13 protein-coding genes are annotated in these 20,751 nt (G+C 33.1%); all 13 read right to left on the reverse strand.

What is annotated here, in order from left to right; all coding sequences use genetic code 11:
* Positions 1-32: 32 nt before the first annotated feature.
* The 13 genes from KFE69_12810 to rpoC all read right to left on the reverse strand — a co-directional run bounded on the left by KFE69_12810 (position 33) and on the right by rpoC (position 20,681).
* Positions 33-1,454 carry a protein kinase gene (locus KFE69_12810; GenBank protein UTW42347.1) on the reverse strand — a complete coding sequence of 474 codons (1,422 nt, stop codon included), beginning with the start codon at positions 1,452-1,454 and terminating at the stop codon, positions 33-35.
* A gap of 156 nt (positions 1,455-1,610) precedes the next feature.
* Positions 1,611-2,045, reverse strand: a complete 435-nt coding sequence (locus KFE69_12815; GenBank protein UTW42348.1) for a hypothetical protein — start codon at positions 2,043-2,045, stop codon at positions 1,611-1,613.
* Positions 2,046-2,207: 162 nt separating this feature from the next.
* On the reverse strand, positions 2,208-3,611 hold the full coding sequence (gene der / locus KFE69_12820; protein UTW42349.1) for a ribosome biogenesis GTPase Der: 1,404 nt from the start codon (positions 3,609-3,611) through the stop codon (positions 2,208-2,210).
* A gap of 61 nt (positions 3,612-3,672) precedes the next feature.
* Complete coding sequence (locus KFE69_12825) at positions 3,673-4,581, reverse strand: DUF2608 domain-containing protein (GenBank protein ID UTW42350.1); 909 nt, start codon at positions 4,579-4,581, stop codon at positions 3,673-3,675.
* Between the two features lie 73 nt (positions 4,582-4,654).
* Positions 4,655-5,905, reverse strand: coding sequence for an MFS transporter (locus KFE69_12830; protein UTW42351.1), 1,251 nt, complete (start codon positions 5,903-5,905; stop codon positions 4,655-4,657).
* A gap of 50 nt (positions 5,906-5,955) precedes the next feature.
* On the reverse strand, positions 5,956-7,518 hold the full coding sequence (locus tag KFE69_12835; GenBank protein UTW42352.1) for an ATP-binding cassette domain-containing protein: 1,563 nt from the start codon (positions 7,516-7,518) through the stop codon (positions 5,956-5,958).
* A gap of 334 nt (positions 7,519-7,852) precedes the next feature.
* A complete protein-coding gene (locus KFE69_12840; GenBank protein UTW42353.1) occupies positions 7,853-12,940 on the reverse strand; it encodes an AAA family ATPase in 5,088 nt (1,695 codons plus the stop codon).
* Between the two features lie 307 nt (positions 12,941-13,247).
* Positions 13,248-13,412 (reverse strand): hypothetical protein, encoded by a 165-nt coding sequence (locus tag KFE69_12845; GenBank protein UTW42354.1) that lies wholly within the window; start codon positions 13,410-13,412, stop codon positions 13,248-13,250.
* A gap of 208 nt (positions 13,413-13,620) precedes the next feature.
* Positions 13,621-14,058: a winged helix DNA-binding protein gene (locus KFE69_12850; GenBank protein ID UTW42355.1), complete on the reverse strand. Its 438-nt coding sequence runs from the start codon at positions 14,056-14,058 to the stop codon at positions 13,621-13,623.
* Positions 14,059-14,210: 152 nt separating this feature from the next.
* Positions 14,211-15,224, reverse strand: a complete 1,014-nt coding sequence (gene tsaD / locus KFE69_12855) for a tRNA (adenosine(37)-N6)-threonylcarbamoyltransferase complex transferase subunit TsaD (protein UTW42356.1) — start codon at positions 15,222-15,224, stop codon at positions 14,211-14,213.
* Between the two features lie 4 nt (positions 15,225-15,228).
* Positions 15,229-16,092 carry a UTP--glucose-1-phosphate uridylyltransferase GalU gene (galU, locus tag KFE69_12860; GenBank protein ID UTW42357.1) on the reverse strand — a complete coding sequence of 288 codons (864 nt, stop codon included), beginning with the start codon at positions 16,090-16,092 and terminating at the stop codon, positions 15,229-15,231.
* Positions 16,092-16,334 (reverse strand): LapA family protein, encoded by a 243-nt coding sequence (locus KFE69_12865; protein UTW42358.1) that lies wholly within the window; start codon positions 16,332-16,334, stop codon positions 16,092-16,094. Before KFE69_12865 ends, galU begins: the two co-directional genes overlap by 1 nt.
* 117 nt (positions 16,335-16,451) lie before the next feature.
* On the reverse strand, positions 16,452-20,681 hold the full coding sequence (gene rpoC / locus KFE69_12870; protein UTW42359.1) for a DNA-directed RNA polymerase subunit beta': 4,230 nt from the start codon (positions 20,679-20,681) through the stop codon (positions 16,452-16,454).
* Between the last annotated feature and the right edge of the window lie 70 nt (positions 20,682-20,751).

The raw sequence follows: 20,751 nt of genomic DNA on the forward strand, positions 1-20,751 counted from the left end.
TTATTGAAGTGATTGTTCAGTTTTTTTTAACTCTAAAACTCTATATATGATTCATTTGAACTAGAGCAATCATAATCTATTTGAAACTGATTTTGTTGGCTACTGTTAGAAACAAACTTGTTAGCATCATAACTCTTAAATAAAAAATTATCATAGGTCTTTGTTGTTAGTCCTTGATTTTTCATTTTTTCTTGATTACCAGTTAAAACTGCATCCCATTCTTCTTGAGTAATATCTAATAACTCTTTTGCAGAATCAAAATAATCTTTTGCTACTTGATAAGCTTTTGTTTGCTGTGGATCACTTACAAAACGATTTTGAAACCAATTAGTATGATGGGTTAAAATTCTAACTGATTGTAAAAAATATGCTTTTGTATCTAATATATTAACATCATGCAAAATATATTTCTTTTTATTTGCATCGCCTGTTACTTCATTTGCTAATGAAACTCCAGCAATTACCTTTAAAATAGTCAAAATGTGTTTAGCTGAAAAGTCCTCTGGCAGCGTTAATTGAGAACCCATTGCATAATCAATTAATTTAGCAAGATGTTTATTATGATCAATTAATTGATTATTAAAAATCCACCTAATACCTTCATTTATTAAGTCATCACGAGCATAAGATCTATTATTATGAATGATACAAAAATCACTTAGAAACCCTAATACTCTAATAGCAGCAAATAGATCCAATCCTTCCTTGGTTTCAAGCTTACTTCGAGATGGTACATATAATGGAGCCATTTTTTTAATAATTTTTTGATTGTCTAATTTTTTGCTAAAACCAAAATCAATTAAATGAAGCTTGCCATTTTTATCAATGACTAAATTATCAGATTTAATATCTAAATGTACCATTGGTTGATTTCTTTTAGATGATCGGCCACTATGCATATCATCAAGTAATTGAAATAATTGGATCGCTAAATCAAACTGCTGACTAATCGATAATTGTCCCTGATTTCTTATTAAATAACTTGGCAATGATTCACCTAAATAATGATATACAATATATTGTTTTTCATGGCCCTTATCACTGATTCTTTTATCAATAGCACCAATAGCAACCTGTTGATCTTGTGCAACTTGAACTTCATTTTCACTAACCAGCCTACCAGCTAAAGTTTGTTGAGATAAATCCGCTACTTTGATTGCATAGAGGCGACCTTCTTGATCTTCGGCTAAAGTTGCTTTTCCACAAGCACCTAAGCCTAACTGTTTAGTATTTATTGCTAAGATTTTTTTATCACAAGCACCTATATCAACCTGAATAAAGGAATGTGACTGATGACTTTGTTTATTATTAGGACCTCTTTGATGCTTTTTCTTAAGCGCATCTGGATTATGATCAAAATAATCTATAGCCGCTTGCCATTCTTGTTGTTTTCTTTCATCAGATTCCCAGTTAATTTTAGTTTTAACTTGTGCTTTAGGTAAATTATTTGGCATAAATCCCCCCTTTAAAAATTAATGTCGTCTTTACGACTACCCCGAAAATATATAGTATAATCAATTAAAATAAAAATAAACTAAAAAAATATTTCAAAAAAATATTTTTAAAAACAGATAGTTAAATTTAATATTGATGAATAAAATTACAATAAATTAATTTTCAAATATAACTGAGTTACTTTGATAAGATTCTATTTCCTGCTCTAAAAATAATTTATCTGGTTGCTGCATTTTATCTGTCAAGCCGAGATAAAACTGTGCATTTTTAAAATGGCTAAAAATGCTATGGAATATCTGCTCTTTATTACTTGACTGATTACTATCATACAAACTTAAACCAATATCAATCGCGTTTGTTACTATTTGATTATATTCATCTAATGTTTTATCTTGACGATTATTGATCTGAGTTAGTAAAGTCTGAATCGAATCTACTCTTTCAAAGCTACGATGTGACTTAGCATATGCTAATAAACGATTTAAAGCATAGTTAATTTCATCTTCACCTTGAGAACGATTAACTGCATCAGATAGCTCCTCATCTGTGATTTCATCTAAATATAATTCAACATCGTTTACAGTTTCCAAACTTTTCCCCTCCCCAACTATATGTGTACTACCATTATCAATGATTTTTAATTTTTATAAAAACTAAATATTATTACAAAGATTAATAGCTAAAAACAATCCCTTACTAAAGATAGGCGATGATGACTTATTGACTCTTATTACAATTCAATCAATCTATTTTCAATGACTTCTTTTTTTTCTCACCTTTCGCCCATGCTTTTCTAATTTTTTAACAACACTTTTATTTGGCTGATCTTTAAATGGATTTTCTGTTGGTTTTAACTCCAACATAATTGGCGTGCCTCGTAATTGAAAAGCATCTCTAAAATAATTAATTAAATATCGTTGATAGCTTGCCGATAATTTATCAACTAAATTGCCGTGAATGACAATTCTCGGTGGATTATGTCCACCCATATGGGCATATTTTGGCTTAATTCGATAACGCCCAACTAAAGGTGGCTGATGCTCACTAGTAGCTAATTTTAATATTTCAGTTAATTGTGTTGTTGGTATTTCTTTATAAGCACTGGTATATGCTTTATCAATCGACTCAAATAAATGACCTACATTACTACCATGTAATGCTGATATAAAATGAATATCTGCATAATCACTGACAAAATCTAAACGTCTTTTAATTGCTTCTCTTACCTTTAGGCGCTGACGATCACTTAAACCATCCCACTTATTAATCGCAATAACAATTGCACGTCCTAAGTGAATGGCAAAACCAATCATATGTAAGTCTTGATCAGTTAAACCTTCTTGGGCATCAGCAACAATAACTGCAACATGTGCATCTTTAATCGCTTCAAGCGTTTTAACCACTGAAAATTTTTCTAGCGTTTGTTTAACTTTACCCTTACGTCTTAAACCAGCTGTATCGATAACAGTAAAATCTTTTTCATAACGAGAAAATGGAATATAAATACTATCACGCGTTGTCCCGGGCATATCATAAACAACCACGCGATCCTCACCTAAAATACGATTGGTTAACGTTGATTTACCTACATTAGGTCGACCAATTAAGGCAAAACGAATGCCTTTAGTTTTTTCATTTAGCTGACTTTGATGATCAACTGGTTCACTTGGAAAATATGATGCTAAGGTATCTTCTATCAACTGTGTAATACCGCGTCTATGACTTGCTGCAATTGTTTTAATATCAAAGCCTAGGGTATAAAAGTCTGTTAACGATGACTCAATATCAATACCATCTGTTTTATTGACAACTAAATGAACATCTTTATTTTTAGTCCTAAGCATCTGAGCAATGGCTTGATCACCTGCTGTTAGACCAGATCTACCATCAACTAGAAAATAAACAATATCTGATTCCTCAATGGCTAATAAAGCTTGTTCAGCCATTGGTGTATCAATCCCATCTTCTTCACCTGCTAGCCCACCTGTATCAATAACAATATAGTCATGCCCTTGAAAATTTGCCTGACCATATTGCCGATCTCTTGTCACACCCGGCATATCATAAACCAATGCATCCTTTGTTTTAGTTAATGCATTAAACAACGTGGATTTACCTACATTAGGCCTTCCTACTAGTGAGACTACTTTAGTCATTTTTTATACTCTTAATGATTTAATTTTATACCTAAAAAACTATTGCCTAAGTTTAGCATATCTAACTTGATTTAAATACCTCATTAAGCGTTTGATTAAGTTTTTGCCATTGTAATGTAACGTTATGTTTATTAGATGCTTGGAATGCTTTAACAACAGCATCTTCAGCACTATAACGAATGGAGATAATGGCTAGATTCGTATTCGCCATTACCTGATTAAATTGAGTAATATTTTTTTGACTGTCATCAATAAAAATTACTGCTTTGATTTCAGTTGCTGATTTAGCTAATAATGTTTTTAACAAAATACCTTTATTCTGCCCAGCTCCAAATAAAACACCTTGTTCAAATGCAACTTCTCGAGGCTTTTTATTCATTAGAGCAACCAGAACATCCTTTTCAGTTAGGCCACTATCTTTTAAATTACCTAAACGATACGGATAATAATTGCCTTTAGGCATTGTAACATCAAAGCTATGACTAAAATTCAAGTCATTGTTATTTAAAGCTTTCAAAGTTGTATGATCAAAATCATGACCTCTTGATGTGATAACGAGCATAGGATAGCCTTGAGTTTTCAAATGCTGAATAATGCTAGGAATATCTTTTTCAGTTAAATGCATATCAGATAGTTCAAATAATAACCCTTGTGCTTTTAATAGCCCTTGAAAATTATTTGCTACTAATACTTTAGCATGCGGTTTATTTTTAAGTAAATGCTCTTGCCAGCTAAACCATTGATCACTACCTAAGTTTTGATTCATTGCCAATAAGGTATTATCAATATCATAAACGATTAATACATGGGATGGACCATAATTATTTGCTAACTCTATTGCTTTCGCATTAAGTGTAGAGAATTGATTACTGGTTATGGTTACTATTTTTGCATCGGCATAGCTTATGGATACCAAAATAGATAAACATAAACCAACTATATACTGTTTGAAGCTCGATAATCGCATCATAATGCTCCTAATTTATTTCATCATCATAACCATTGTCAAACAGTATACTGGCTTAGGTTTAAATCACAAGATATCATGTTTTAGAGCCACCTGTAACGCTAACGACTACTAAACCTGCAATGACAAATAAAATCACTGCAAGATAAACAGGTAAAAATACCCCAATAGAGACCAAAGGCCCTAAAAGTATCGCATTAACTGCCCAAGCAATACCAAAGACAGAAACAGTTCCACCCATGATTTGTCCCTGCTCATGATCGTCAACTTTACTTGAAAACCAAGCCAAAATTGCTGAATAAAACAATAATTGGAAAACTGAGGCTAAAATAAACGCAACATATTCCATTAAAACAGATGGATAAACTGCACTTAATAGTAAGGTTATACCTAATAATAATCCATTAACCATCACAAGGCTTTTTAATGAACAATATTTCTCCAAAATAGGTAAAATACCTAAAATGGCCACAAAATAACCCAAAGCTGCACAAACAAATGATAAGCCTATTTGTGCTTGATTTAAGTCAAACTCTGCTGATAAAACTAATGGGAAATTTTGCACATAGAATCCCCATGCTGCTTGCATAAACAAAAACGAAAATGCTAAAACAACCACTCGCTTATCAATAAACATCACTCTAAAGCTAAAAAACATATCAATAAGCCCTGGCAGTTTTCTAGCGCTTTTCTCAACTTGTCTAGTCTCTTTAAGAAATATCCAAACACTTGCCAAATTGACAATCGTAATTAAGCCACCAATTAAACAAGGTAATAATGTTTGCATCATACTATCACCTTGATAAATCTGACCAATAAGCGTTGTTAAACCTGGGCCAATAATAAAGCCAATTGAAGCAGCTAAAGTGACAAAGCTTAAGTTTCGTGTGATTTTATCCCTTGGTGAAACATCAATGATTGTAGCCTGTGCTAAACCAAAAGAACCACCAAATAAGCCAACAGTAAAGCGACTGATAATAAAAACACTTAAATTTTCAGTCATTATCGCAAATACTGATAAAAAGTAACTTAAGGCAACGCCTAATAATGCAATGACAAGTAAACGTTTACGCCCAAAAACATCCGATAAGCGTCCTAAAATAGAACTACCGAAAAACATACCCAAAGGCCATACTGCCATCGTTAGTCCATAATAGAAATAACGCACAGTTGCTGTTGTATCAGCTACTAAAAATAATTCATTACTCTTATCTAAGATTAATTCTGGGATAATTGGAAATATAAGCCCAAGGCCCATCACATCAATTGCAATGGTCACCATTAATATCAAAATAATGTAACCCGATGATATTTGTTTATTACTCATTGTTATTATCCTATTTTCACATACTCTTTTAAGCTAAAGTTTAAACTTAATTATTTCCAAATTGACTGATAATCTTCTAATGCACCACTAAATACTTCCAATTGGCCATTTTTTATTAAATAAAGCTCATCAACTAGTGTTTTTAGTAAATAGCGATCATGTGAGACCACAACCAATGCACCTTCAAAATTATTTAATGCCTCAGTCAGTGCTTGTCGCATATCCATATCCAAGTGGTTCGTCGGCTCATCTAATAGCAATAAATTTGGTTTCTGCCAAATAATTAATGCTAGTGCTAATCGAGATTTTTCACCACCTGAAAATGATGATAATATTCGATAAGAATCATCGCGACTAAAACCAAAACCACCCAGATAAGTTATCAATTCACGCTCAGTTACACCTGGTGCAATGCGCCTTAATAAGGTTAATGCATTGACACTGACATCTAGCTCATCTAACTGATGTTGTGCAAAATAGCCAATTTTAACACCTGAGAAAACTTCAATTAAACCACTTTTCGGTTTTAATTGACCACAAATGCCTTTAATTAACGTTGATTTACCTGCACCATTAATGCCTAATAAACCAATACGTTCACCTGAGCGTATACTAAATTTAAGCTTAGTTAAGATATCAACTTCATTATACCCTAATACAGCCTTATCAAATGTCACCATCGGGTTTGGCATTTTATTGGGCTCCTTAAACTCAAATCGAAATGGTGATGCCTCATAGATAAATTTAATTTTATCCATACGCTCAAGCGCTTTTAGGCGACTTTGTGCTTGCTTTGCCTTCGATGCTTTATAACGGAAACGATCAACATAAGATTGCATATGCGCAATTTGTGTTTGTTGTTTTTTATAGCTTGCATTATTAAGGGCAATTGCTTGCGCCCGTTCATATTCAAATGTTGAATAATTGCCTTTATAAAGCTTAAAAGCCTGATGCTCAATATAGCCAATATGTGTTACCACTTGATCTAAAAAATCCCGATCATGAGATACCAAAACCACAGCACCTTGATAATGCTTTAAAAAATTCTCCAACCAAATAATTGCTTCCATATCTAAATGGTTTGTTGGCTCATCTAATAACAGTAAATCACTCGGCGTGAACAAGCATTTCGCTAAATTAAGGCGCATACGCCAACCACCAGAAAATGATTGATATGGATTCTGCATCGCTTCATCACTAAAGCCTAAGCCATTAAGCATTTTAGCTGCTTTTGCTTGTGCTGAATAACCATCACATTCTGATAATCTCTGATGAGATTTCATCATTAAATCATAATCATTAATTGTCTCTGCATAAGCTAGATCTTGATATATTTTATGTAAATTAGCATCACCTGATATTACAAAATCAATCGCTTTATCATCGCTTTGAGTGACTTCTTGAGCTAAGGACTGTACACGCACACCACCTTTAAGCTCAACTGTCCCTGTTTGCACCTCACTTTGATGGTTAATAGTTGCTAAAAGAGAAGATTTACCACAACCATTATGACCGCAAAGTCCAATAATTTGTTTTTTATAAACCGAAAAGTTAATACCTTCTACCAAAGTATTTGCACCATGCGCTATAGCGACATTTCTAAATGTTAACATTGAAATAAACTCCAAAGTTTTCAACAGAATATTCTGTTGAAAATCATGTTCTTAATTATTAAATTTACCAAACTTTGGGTACACTTACCCTAAGATTTCACCAATTAAGGGGTGATGACTACTCGCATTGGAGTTGTAAGGATAAAGCAATACAACGCCATCTTAGTAGCCCTGCTCGGTTCAACGCCCTGTACGTATAATTGCTTCATTGGAATTAACCTTTTTATAAAATGAAGTCTGATAATAAATCAAGACATTTAAAAAATCAAGAAAATTAAATCCCTTTTCTATCGTTAAAAATATAATAATATATAATTGGCATTTAATCTGAATCTCATTTTAAACTATAAATATTTATTTTTGCTTTTTTACCGCGAATCTCAACCTGACCTATTTCAGTTAAACAAGCTTTATGTTTTGAGTTTAATTGTTGATAAGTATGCTCTGATAATAATAAATTTGTTTTATAGACTTTATTTAGTGCTTCCATTCGTGACGCAACATTCACAGCATCAGATATAACTGTACCATCCATGCGTTTATCAGTGCCAACCGTACCTAATACTAATTTACCCGTATTAATTCCTATACCAATTTCTACTTCTAATAATGCTTTCTTTTTACGAAAATAATTATATTTTTGTACAACTTCAAGCAATTGACACCCGCATTCAAATGCATCATTTGCTGATTTTGGAAATAAGGCCATAATTGCATCACCAATATATTTATCAATAAAACCATTGTGTTGATGGATTATTGGTTCCATATTAGCTAAAAATTGATTAATAAATGCAAAGGTTTCTTCAGGTGTCATTACTTCTGACATATTAGTAAACCTTCTAATATCTGCAAATAATATGCTCATATCCGCTTCAACATAATCACCTAGTTGAATATGTGTGACACTTTTTTTACCTAATAATTTAATAAAGTTTTTTGGCACAAACCGTTGATAGGCTTTATTTAAGCGAGTTGTTCTTGTATATAGCTTGGCATTTTCAATGGATATTGCAATTTGACCAGATAAGAATTTTAACTGTTGGCATCTATCTTCAGTAAACGTTTTTGGAATCATATTGTTCTCTAGATAAAGAATTGCCGTTATTTTGTTTTGACTAATCAATGGTAAACAAATAATTGATTTAACCTGATGATCACTAATATAAGGGTCACTATAAAAGTCGGGATTTTTAGATGCATTATCCAACACAACTGATTTAGCTGTATTAATTACATATTGTAAAACAGACTGAGCAATTAAATCAGATGAAACAGGCATCGACTCTAATAAGCTTGACATTTCACCTTGGGAATTCATATATGCTTCTATATAGAACTTTCCTTCTTTCGGTAATAGAACACAGCCACTTTGCGCACCTGCATTTTCAATTAACAAATTCAATAGTTTTGTTAATAACTCATCGATTACCATTGTAGAGGAAATAACCTCTACTGACTTTTGAATACTATTGATATTTAGTGAAACATCACTCACTTTTAATGTCTGTGTATTTAAATTAATATTTTTTTCAACCATATTATCTGCGACTGGATGACTTAAAATATTAGAAAATGATTTAGACAATACCTTAGTTTTTGTAAACATCTGTACACTATCATAGCATTGATATGCTGCCTGTAGATAATATCTAGCAACTGTATCGCGCTTCAATTCTAAATAATGTCGTCCAAGCCATTCATTAGCTATTGCTTCATCAAGTAATAACCGGTATTTTTTACCTGCATCAATCGCTTGTTCAAATGCTTTTTCAGCGGAACTAAAATCTTTAGTATACTGATTCCAAAAAGCTTTTATGATCAAGTATTTTGATAAATAATTATCAGGACAGTATTGTGCATATTTTTGGAATTTTTTTAACACTTTTTTTATAATTATTTTCATCTTTAAACGTTGAAAAAATGACGCATTTGATAGTGATTGAATATATGTTAATGCCTGATAAAATTTAAATACATTAAAGTTGTACGAACCAATTAAACTCTTACTAGGTTTACCTTTTAACCGGTTGACTATGTTTAATGATATTTTCTGTGTATCTAAAATAAAGGCTATTGAAAGCTTAATTAACAGCATTCTTGCATAAATCATATGATTAATTTCTTCATTTTGTTTATGCTCATTAAAATAATCACCAGCCAACTCACTAAAAGAAGTTTGATGATCAGAATGATATCTTAAATTATAAGCTGATTGCGCAATTAAGTTTAACCCTGTAACGGCAGTATTTTCTTCAAATATTTTTAATTTTTTTCTATATTGGTTAATATTATTAATTAACTCATTACAACCAACTCCCATAAAATATTGAAGAAAAAAATGATTCCATATTGATAGTGCAGCTGTATTTTTAACACCATAATGTACAGCTTGCTCATAATTTCTTAGTAAATCTTTTATAATCTGCTGAAGTGGTTTTTGATAATGAAGCACAACAAATGTAGTGGTAAAGATATGTTCAACTCTATCTCGTTTAATATTTATTCTATCTGACAAAATAAACACACGTTTTGCCCATTTCAGTGCTTCTAGAATATTTCCAAGTAAACTTACCATAAACATACAACCAGCTAAGCTAGTAGTTGAATTACGATAATAACCATATTTTAAAACTAATCGTAATGTTTTAATATTAGCCTTAAACAGCAAAGGTATATTTCTGTCTAAATAAGCCCCCTTAGCCAGGTTTGGTAAATGGGTAAATATAATACGAATATTTTCATCAGCTGTTTCTTTTAAATTAATAATATCCTCATCAGTATATTTTTTCATTTCTTTATTTGACTTTAGAATATCATAAATTAAACCAATTAAATTTGGTTTAATCGCTATAGATAAGCCAGCCTTTTTATATAGCTCTAAAATCATACACGTTACATCATGATAACGTTCTTGCCCTAATAAGTAATACCCATAAATATTAACAATCTGACTTTCATATTGAATATCATTTACATAGTGCTTTAATTTTTTTCGATACTTTTCCATTTCTTTAAATTGATTAGAATAAAAAGCACATTCCATAGCACCAATATTAATTTCACATAGATAGTTGTAATCTTTTTGCCAGTTTTCATGCTCTATCCACTTTAAACTCATCTGATAATAATTAAATGCAGCATTAAATGCAGCTGATTCCTTTGCATACCGGGCAGCTTGTCTATTTAGCTGAGTAATTGTTTTGATTTCTTCATCATCAATCTGGCCATCTTTTACATTAAAAGCTCGATTATAATGATCAACAATATTAAATAATGCTTCAGACTGAATATCATCACCAAGACAATCTAACAACAACTCTCTAGCTATAATCAAACTTGTCTGCTGTATAGCTTTATCATCAAGCAGTTCGTATGCTGCTTGTTTGATTCTATCATGAGTAAATTGATAAATTTTAGCTTCATAATACCTAGACTCCTGTGTAAGAATATAACCATGCTTTACTAAATTTTTTATATTAGATAAAACTTTTTCTAAATCCATATTAAAAATTTTTGCTAAAAGCTTAATATTAAACTCACTACCAATACAGGCTGCTGCACTTAATAAGTTACATGACTGCTGATCTAACTGTTCAATATTACCAATTAAAAGCTCAATAACATTATCACTAAATCGTTGTTGTTTAACTTGATTAATATCCCATTGCCACTGTATTAATTCATTATCAAAATATATAATTTTTTGCTGGTGAAGTGTAATCAATAACCGTTGTAAAAAAAATGGATTACCTAGTGTCTTTTCATACATAACTTCAACTAAGTCTGACACTTCATTAGTAGATTTATTTAAACTATCAACTAAATATTGATTGACATCTATTTTTGTAAGCGCCTCCAATGTGATTAGATCATAACCTATATTTAATTGTTTAATTTCACGCATTAAGCTTAAAAGTGGATGTGTATTATCAACTTCAGCTTCTCGATAAGCACCAATAATTAAAAGATAAGGAATTTTTTCTAAAATAAATAGTTTAAGTAATTCAAAAGAAGCAATATCAGACCACTGTAAATCATCTAAAAATAAGGTAATTGGCATAGATTGATTAATTAGTGACTTTAACAATTGTGTAATACCATGATTAAAACGATTTGTTGATTCATTACTATCTATGGTATCTGATGCCTCTACTTTACCTATTAGAAAAGACAATGTTGGAATAAAGTCTATTATTACACCTGCATTATCCCCAAGAGCTTTAAGTGTCCGTTGTTTAATTTTATCAAGTTGCTCTGTATTTTTTGTCAGTGTTTCCTTAATAAGCTTATCTAGTGCTTGAGCTATGGCATAATAAGGTATTGATCGTTTTAAATACTCATACTTTCCCGAAATTAAATAACCATGATGTTGTAATAGTTTTTCATTAAGTTTTTGCACTAGCATAGTCTTACCAAAACCTGATGCGCCTTGAATAAAAAGTACATTAGAATTACCAGCAGCTACTTCTTCATACCTTAAAAATAAAATATCTATTTGCTTATCTCTTCCATAAATTTTCTCTGAAGGTTTTAGCTCTTTAGATATATCTTTTTCAGCAATATCAAATAACTCTACTACCCCGTCTTTAATTTTTTGACTACATTTAGTCAAATCATACAACAATCCATATAAACTCTGATATCTTTTAGCTGGCTCTTTTTCAAGTAATTTCATCACAGTATCTGATACAACTCTAGGAATATTTGGATCAACTACATGTACAGGAATTGGCATTTTTGCAATATGTGCATAAATTAACTCATTTGCATCATTACCTTGGAAAGGTAATATCCCGGTTAATAATTGATAAAAAGTTACACCTAATGAGTAATAATCACTTCTATAATCAATATTATAGTTCATTCTAGCAGTTTGTTCAGGGGAAATATAAGGTAGTGTACCTTCTAGAGTATTAACATTCAGTTTACTTGTTTTTTGAGAAGCAATTTCCACTGAAAGTGAAAAATTGGTTATTTTAACCTGGTGACTATCATAATCATATAATATATTCAATGTATTGAAATTTTTATGAATAATATCATATGAATGAATTTTATCTAATGCCTCAACACATGGAATAGCAAATGCTAGAAAATTTGTTAAATTCATTTTTCCATTTGCATCTAAAATTTTCTGAATACTTTGATAAGATGAATCCTCTGTTACTATGGCATGCAGATTACCAGAGTTAATTAACTCAATAACTTTGGGAACAACATCTAATTGTTGTAATGATGACAGTACTTTATACTCATGCAATAAATAATTAATATCCGTCTTAGATGATATATCACTATTTAATTTTTTAATGATTACTCTAGTATTATCCTTTTCTCTAACTGCCATAAATAAACTAGTTACATTATCTTGTGATATCAATTTTAATTGGCTATAACCAAAGTTAACAAGCTTATTCATTACAAACCAACCTTCATTAATACTTTTAATTTTTTAAAATTATATTTATAAATATACAAAATAATATTAAATTTTTCCCATTTCATCTAAAATTAACAATAAAAGATAAGTCAATGAATTATATAATTAATAATTTCAAAGAAAACAGAAATTAAATATATTTATTTTTAAGTATAGAATGTATTATTTGATCAATATATTTAGAAATAGACTTAAGATAAGGCTATTACAACTTAATACCATAAAACGGTCAAGAAAAATGGCATATAAATTATAGCCTTACCTTAAAGCCTAAAGAAACTATAGCTTATGGTACAAGTGTTGATTGACTTGGTATCGTATGCACTTGCTGTTGATGTGTTTGGTTAAACACTTGTATTGCAGAGTTTACATCAGCATAGCTTGTGCTTGCTCCAATACCTAACATACAAAACAGAACGATTGCACCAACGAATTTAGATAAACTTTTCATTATCTACCCTCCTTATTTCCTTAATATCGAAACCGCTTATTATTATACTTAACTGCGTTTCTGGCACATGGAATGTCAGGCGTCATGATTAAGTGATAGCTTTAAAGATTTTTGAAGCTATGCGTCTGATTATACTGCTATTTAATGCTAAAATCAAGCTTTAATGTATAATTTTTTCAATTATTTTTGATTATTTTAAATAAGTGACTTAGCGACGTTGTTGTTCTTGAGTAATACAATGCTGCATCACACGTTTAAATGCTTCAATATCTTTTTCTGGGCAGCCTTTAAGTAAAAAGTCCCAGACTCGATCTGCCTCTTGGCCTAGAGTCATAACCAACATTTGCCCTTTATTCGTTAAGGTATGTAAGACAGAGCGACCATCTTCATGAGATTGCTCTCTTAAAATATAACCATTTTTTTCTAAGCGCTTTAATGAACGTGTTAAACTTTGCGATTCAAGCTTCAGCGCAGTCGCTAAATCAGATTTACTTGAGCGATCACCTTCAAAGACTAAAGTTACCAATAACATACGATCTAAGGGCGTTAGATTATATTCATGAGCAAATTGATTAAAATGCTTACGCCAAATGGATGTCATATCACGAAATAAAACCATTATTGTACTGAATTTTGAAATATCCATCATAAAAACCTTATTTTTTACATTTTGATCATTAAATTATCATAAATATACCGATACAACAATTCTCAATTTAGCAATATACTCACTCTTATTAGTATAGTACACCAAGTTACATCATTCATTCATTTATATTTATTGCGCCTAAATTGTATTTAAGTAATTTCTGTTAGCCACCAGCGTGGTTTTACCGCCACTTGGTAATTATCATCAACTTGATTATTTAAAAGGCGTAGAGCGCCTGCAACTGCAATCATTGCACCATTATCAGTACAGTATTCAATTTTAGGGAAATAGGTTTTAATTTTTAGCTTATTACTTAATGACTCAAAACCATTTCTTAATCTTTGATTTGCGCCAACACCACCTGCTATAACTAATCGCTTAAAGCCTGTTGCATTAATCGCTCTTTTTGATTTAATTAAAATCGTATCAACAACAGCTTCCTCAAATGCATAGGCTAAATCAGCTTTAGTTTGTTGAGATTGATCTGAATTCTGCCAAGCATTTAAAACGGCTGTTTTAAGGCCACTAAAACTAAAATCTAACCCTGGGCGATCTGTCATCGGCCGTGGCAGATGAAATATACCTTTGCGACCCGATTCAGCAAGTTTTGCTAATAATGCCCCACCTGGGTAGTCCAACCCTAATAATTTAGCTGTTTTATCAAACGCTTCACCTGCAGCATCATCAATGGATTCACCTAATAATTGATAGTGGCCAAAGGATTTAACTGCAATTAATTGCGTATGTCCGCCAGAGACTAATAATGCCACAAATGGATACTCTGGTTTATCATCTTCAAGCTTTGATGCCATTAAATGCCCTTCTAGGTGATGAATACCAATAGCAGGCACTTTTAAGGCATAAGCCAGCGATTTAGCAAATGCAGCACCCACCATTAATGCACCAATTAATCCTGGGCCCTTCGTATAGGCAATTGCATCAATCACTGATTTATCTAGGTGATTATTTTTAAGTAGTTGCTTTAACAATGGTAAAAGTTTTTTGACATGATCTCGAGATGCTAATTCAGGTACCACACCACCATATTCTGCATGCATTTTTGCTTGAGTATAAAGAATATGGTCAATTAACTGATCTTTATTCGTATCATAAAGTGCTAACCCTGTTTCATCACAGGATGTCTCAATAGCAAGAACAATCATTAGTTTAGCTTATATTAAGTGCTTGGCGAACATAGCTTTCGAATAAATCACCGAATTCAGAGTGCTTACGCGTATATTCAAAATTTGCAATTAAAAACCCAAGTTTATCACCACAGTCATAGCGTCGACCATCAAAACGATGCGCAATTAATCGTTGCGTTAGAGCCAGTTGCTCAATGGCATCGGTTAATTGAATTTCTCCACCAGCGCCTTTATTTTGCTTACTTAAATGATAAAAAATATCCGCAGGTAAAATATAACGTCCAACAATGCCTAAATCACTTGGCGCATCTTCTGGCTTAGGTTTTTCAACCAAATGTTCAATCGATAAATCATCATCGCGCAAAGAAACCATACCATAATTAACAGTCTCTTCTTTTTCTATCGGCTGTACAGCTATAACACCACATTTATGATATTCATAAGCTTCAACCATTTGCTTTAGACAGCCAACACCTCTTGATTCAATTAAATCATCTGCCAATAACACAGCAAATGGCTCATTGCCAACTAATGGACTTGCACAATTAACCGCATGGCCTAAGCCTAAAGCTTCAGTTTGTCTGATATAGACACAAGTAACATCTTTTGGCAGCATTGACTGAACTTGCTCTAAAAATTCTAGCTTATTTTTTTCTAATAATTTTGTTTCTAGTTCAAAGTTTTTATCAAAATAATCTTCAATGGAGCGCTTATAAATCGATGTAACAAAAATTAATTCCTTAATGCCGGCATCAATTGCTTCTTTGACTGCATACTCAATTAATGGCTTATCAACAACCGTTAACATTTCCTTTGGAAGTGCCTTTGTAGCAGGCAGAAATCGCGTACCTAATCCCGCAACCGGAAAAACAGCCTTTTTAATCATTATAATTTACTCTTTGTATCTTTAGTTTTGTGCTTACTTTTCCTAGCACACCTACCTTTACAATAGCCTACTAGTATACCCAATATAGCGCCAATGACAAATGCAATTAAAATAATTATCACCAAAGGTAAAGTAATTTCTCCAAAGAAATAATTTAATAATACAACATGCGCATTTAAAATTGAAAATGCGATAATAATAACCAATACGATAATTAAAAAAAGCCACCACAGATATTTCATTTAATCTTCTCCTTGAGGCATCTGTATAAAACAAAAAAGGCATCACTTAAGATGCCTTTATTAGTTTAATGTATTCTCCAATGCGATAAAAGAAAAAGCATTGATTTAGAAGCTAAATTAAATACTATCTGTATCATCTAGCATATCCGGCTCATCTCCTGCTTGTTGTAAAGCTGCAGATAATGACATTTCAATCTCTTCCATACTTAAAACATCTTCTTCTTCATCAAATGTTTCATGCTCACGGCGACGTTCAAGATGATAAGCAAGGCCTGTACCACCAGGAATTAAACGACCAATTAGTACATTTTCTTTCAAGCCTCTCAGTTCATCAGACTGGCCACTAACAGCCGCTTCAGTTAAGACACGAGTTGTTTCTTGGAATGAGGCAGCAGATAAGAAAGATTCCGTTGATAGTGATGCTTTAGTGATACCCAATAACACAGGTTCACATAGTGCTTCAATTTTACCTTCTTCACGCAATTTATCATTAGCTTCTAGCACTTGAACTAACTCTAGTTGTTCGCCTGTAACAAAACGACTATCACCAGGTGCTGTAATAAAGACCTTACGTAGCATTTGGCGAATCACAACTTCAATGTGTTTGTCGTTAATTCCTACACCTTGTAAGCGATAAACATCCTGAATTTCATTAACAATATAATCAGCTAATACATGGATACCTTTTAATCTTAAGATTTCATGTGGATCAAGTGGACCATCAGAGATAATCTCACCTTTATCTACATGCTCCCCTTCAAAAACGTTAATATGACGCCACTTAGGAATCATAATTTCAACTTGATCATTATCTTCAGGTGAAATCACCAAACGACGCTTACCTTTTGTTTCTTTACCAAAGCTCACAATACCAGCAACATCCGCCATAATCGCAGCATCTTTTGGTCTACGTGCCTCAAATAAATCAGCAACACGTGGTAGACCACCTGTAATATCTTTGTTTTTAGAACCTTCTTGTGGAATACGAGCAATGACATCACCAACTTCAACTTTATTGCCACTTTCAAGGTTAATAATCGCACCTGCTGGCATAAAATAACTGGCTGGAATTTGTGTATTTGGGAAATTTAACTCATTACCTTTTGCATCGATAAGGCGAATCAATGGCTTAAGCTCACGCCCACCAGATTTTTGCGCATCGGTAATTACAATACTACTTAAACCAGTTAACTCATCCGCTTGACGATTCATCGTAATGCCATCAAGGAAGTCAACAAACTCAACTTGCCCTGCCACTTCTGTAATTACTGGATGTGTATGTGGATCCCATGTTGCAACAATATTACCTGCATTTACTTCTGCTGCATCTTCTGCTGTTACAACAGCACCATATGGTAATTTATAGCGCTCACGTTCACGACCAAACTTATCAACAACAGATAACTCGCCTGAACGAGAAACAACAACTAAATTACCCTCTTTATTACGTACCGTTTTTAAGTTATTAAACTTAAGATGGCCTGCATTTTTTACCTGAACTTGGCTATCTGCAGCAGCCTGAGAAGCCGCACCACCAATGTGGAATGTACGCATAGTTAACTGTGTACCAGGTTCACCAATAGACTGTGCTGCAATCACACCAACTGATTCACCAACATTAACCCGATGTCCTCTTGCAAGATCACGGCCATAGCACATAGAGCAAAGACCACGTCTTGTTTGACAGGTAATTGCTGAGCGTACTTTGATATTATCAATAGCTGCTTCATCAATTAAGAAAAGTAGTTTTTCATCAATTAATGTATTTTGTTCAATTAATACCTCATCACTACCTGGGCGACAAATATCTTCAGCTGTTAAACGTCCAAGTACGCGATCACGTAATGGTACAACAACATCACCACCTTCAATTAATGGTGTCATTAAAATACCATCTTCTGTGCCACAGTCTTCTTCAATAATGACTAGATCTTGCGCAACATCAACTAAACGACGTGTCAGATAACCTGAATTAGCTGTTTTTAGTGCCGTATCAGCCAAACCTTTACGTGCACCATGTGTTGAGGTGAAATATTGTAATACCGACAAACCTTCACGGAAGTTTGCAGTAATTGGTGTTTCAATAATAGAGCCATCTGGTTTTGCCATTAGACCACGCATACCAGCTAACTGTCTAATCTGAGCTGCTGAACCACGCGCGCCAGAGTCAGCCATCATATAAACTGAATTAAATGATTCTTGTGCTGTGGTTTTGCCAGACTTATCTTTCACTTTTTCTTTAGAGATGACTTCCATCATAGCCTTAGCTACTTGTGAATTAGCTCTTGACCAAATATCAATTACTTTGTTATAACGCTCACCATTGGTTACTAAACCATTGGCATATTGATCTGAGATTTCTTTTACTTGATCTTCGGCTTGAGATAAAATATTTACTTTTTCATCAGGTACTAACATATCATCAATACCAATTGAAATACCAGAACGAGTTGAATAGTGGAAACCTGAATACATTAACTGATCAGCAAAGATAACCGTTGCTTTTGTACCAAGACGTCGATAACTCTCATCAATTAATTTAGCAACTACTTTTTTAGTTAATGGCTTATTAATTAAAGCAAATGGAAGACCATCTGGTAAGATATCAGATAGTAGCGCCCTACCAACTGTAGTCTCTACAACACCACTTTCTGAAACATAATCACCTTTTTCATTTAATACTTTATGATTAAGGCGGACTTTAATTTTTGCTTGCAGATCAATTTTACCAGCATGATAAGCACGCTGGACTTGAAGTAAGTCAGAGAATAATTTACCTTCCCCTTTGGCATTAATGCGCTCGCGCGTCATATAGTAAAGCCCTAGAACAATATCCTGTGTCGGGGCAATAACTGGTGTACCATGTGCAGGCGATAAAATATTATTCGTTGACATCATCAATGTACGTGCTTCTAGCTGCGCTTCTAATGATAATGGTACGTGTACCGCCATTTGGTCACCATCAAAGTCAGCGTTAAAGGCAACACAGACTAAAGGATGTAGCTGAATTGCTTTACCTTCAATTAATACTGGTTCAAATGCTTGAATACCCAACCTATGTAGTGTTGGCGCACGGTTTAACATGACCGGATGTTCACGAATCACTTGATCAAGAATATCCCAAACGACAGCTTCTTCTCGTTCAACCATTTTCTTAGCTGCTTTAATGGTTGATGCATGCTCTTGAAGCTCTAATTGACTATAGATAAAAGGTTTAAATAACTCTAAAGCCATCTTTTTAGGTAGACCACACTGATGTAGCTTTAAGGTTGGACCAACCACAATAACGGAACGTCCTGAATAATCAACACGTTTACCTAATAGGTTTTGACGAAAACGACCCTGCTTACCTTTAATCATATCAGCTAAAGATTTCAACGCACGCTTATTAGAACCTGTTACTGCACGTCCACGGCGACCATTATCTAACAAAGCATCTACTGCTTCTTGTAGCATCCGTTTTTCATTTCTAACAATAATATCAGGCGCATTTAGTTCTAATAAACGCTTTAGACGATTGTTACGGTTAATCACACGACGATATAAGTCATTTAAATCTGATGTTGCAAAACGCCCACCATCTAATGGTACCAATGGACGTAGATCAGGTGGTAGAACCGGTAAAACCGTTAAAATCATCCACTCTGGCTTATTACCTGAATCTGCAAATGCTTCTAATAACTTCAAGCGTTTGGTTAATTTTTTAATTTTTGTTTCAGAATTTGTTGCAGGTAATTCTTCTCGAATGGTTTCAATTTCAGCAGTTAGATCAATTGCACATAAAAGTTTATGAATTGCTTCGGCACCCATTAAGGCTTCAAACTCATCACCATATTCTTCCAATGCATCTAAATAGGTTTCTTCTGCCAATAACTGACCACGTTCAAATGGTGTCATACCAGGATCAGTAACTACATAAGCTTCAAAATACAAAATACGCTCGATATCGCGTAAAGTCATATCAAGAAATAAACCAATACGAGATGGTAGAGATTTTAAAAACCAGATATGTGCCACTGGACAAGCTAACTCAATATGTCCCATGCGCTCACGACGTACTCGAGACTGCGTAACTTCAACACCACACTTCTCACAGATAATACCACGATGTTTTAAACGCTTATACTTACCACACAAGCATTCATAATCTTTCACTGGACCAAATATTTTAGCGCAGAACAAACCATCACGTTCTGGCTTAAAGGTACGATAATTAATCGTTTCCGGTTTTTTAACTTCACCGTATGACCAACTACGAATCATTTCCGGGGATGCAAGCGCAACGCGAATACGGTCAAACTCTTGCTCTTTACCTTGTTGCTTGATAATGCCAAGTAGATCTTTCAAGGTTATTCTCCCATTTATAACATTTATCAATTAGCTTAAACACATAAGGGCTTTTATCTAAAAACCCTTG

It is taken from the genome of bacterium SCSIO 12844 (genome assembly GCA_024397935.1).
In the GTDB taxonomy this organism is placed as follows: domain Bacteria; phylum Pseudomonadota; class Gammaproteobacteria; order Francisellales; family Francisellaceae; genus M0027.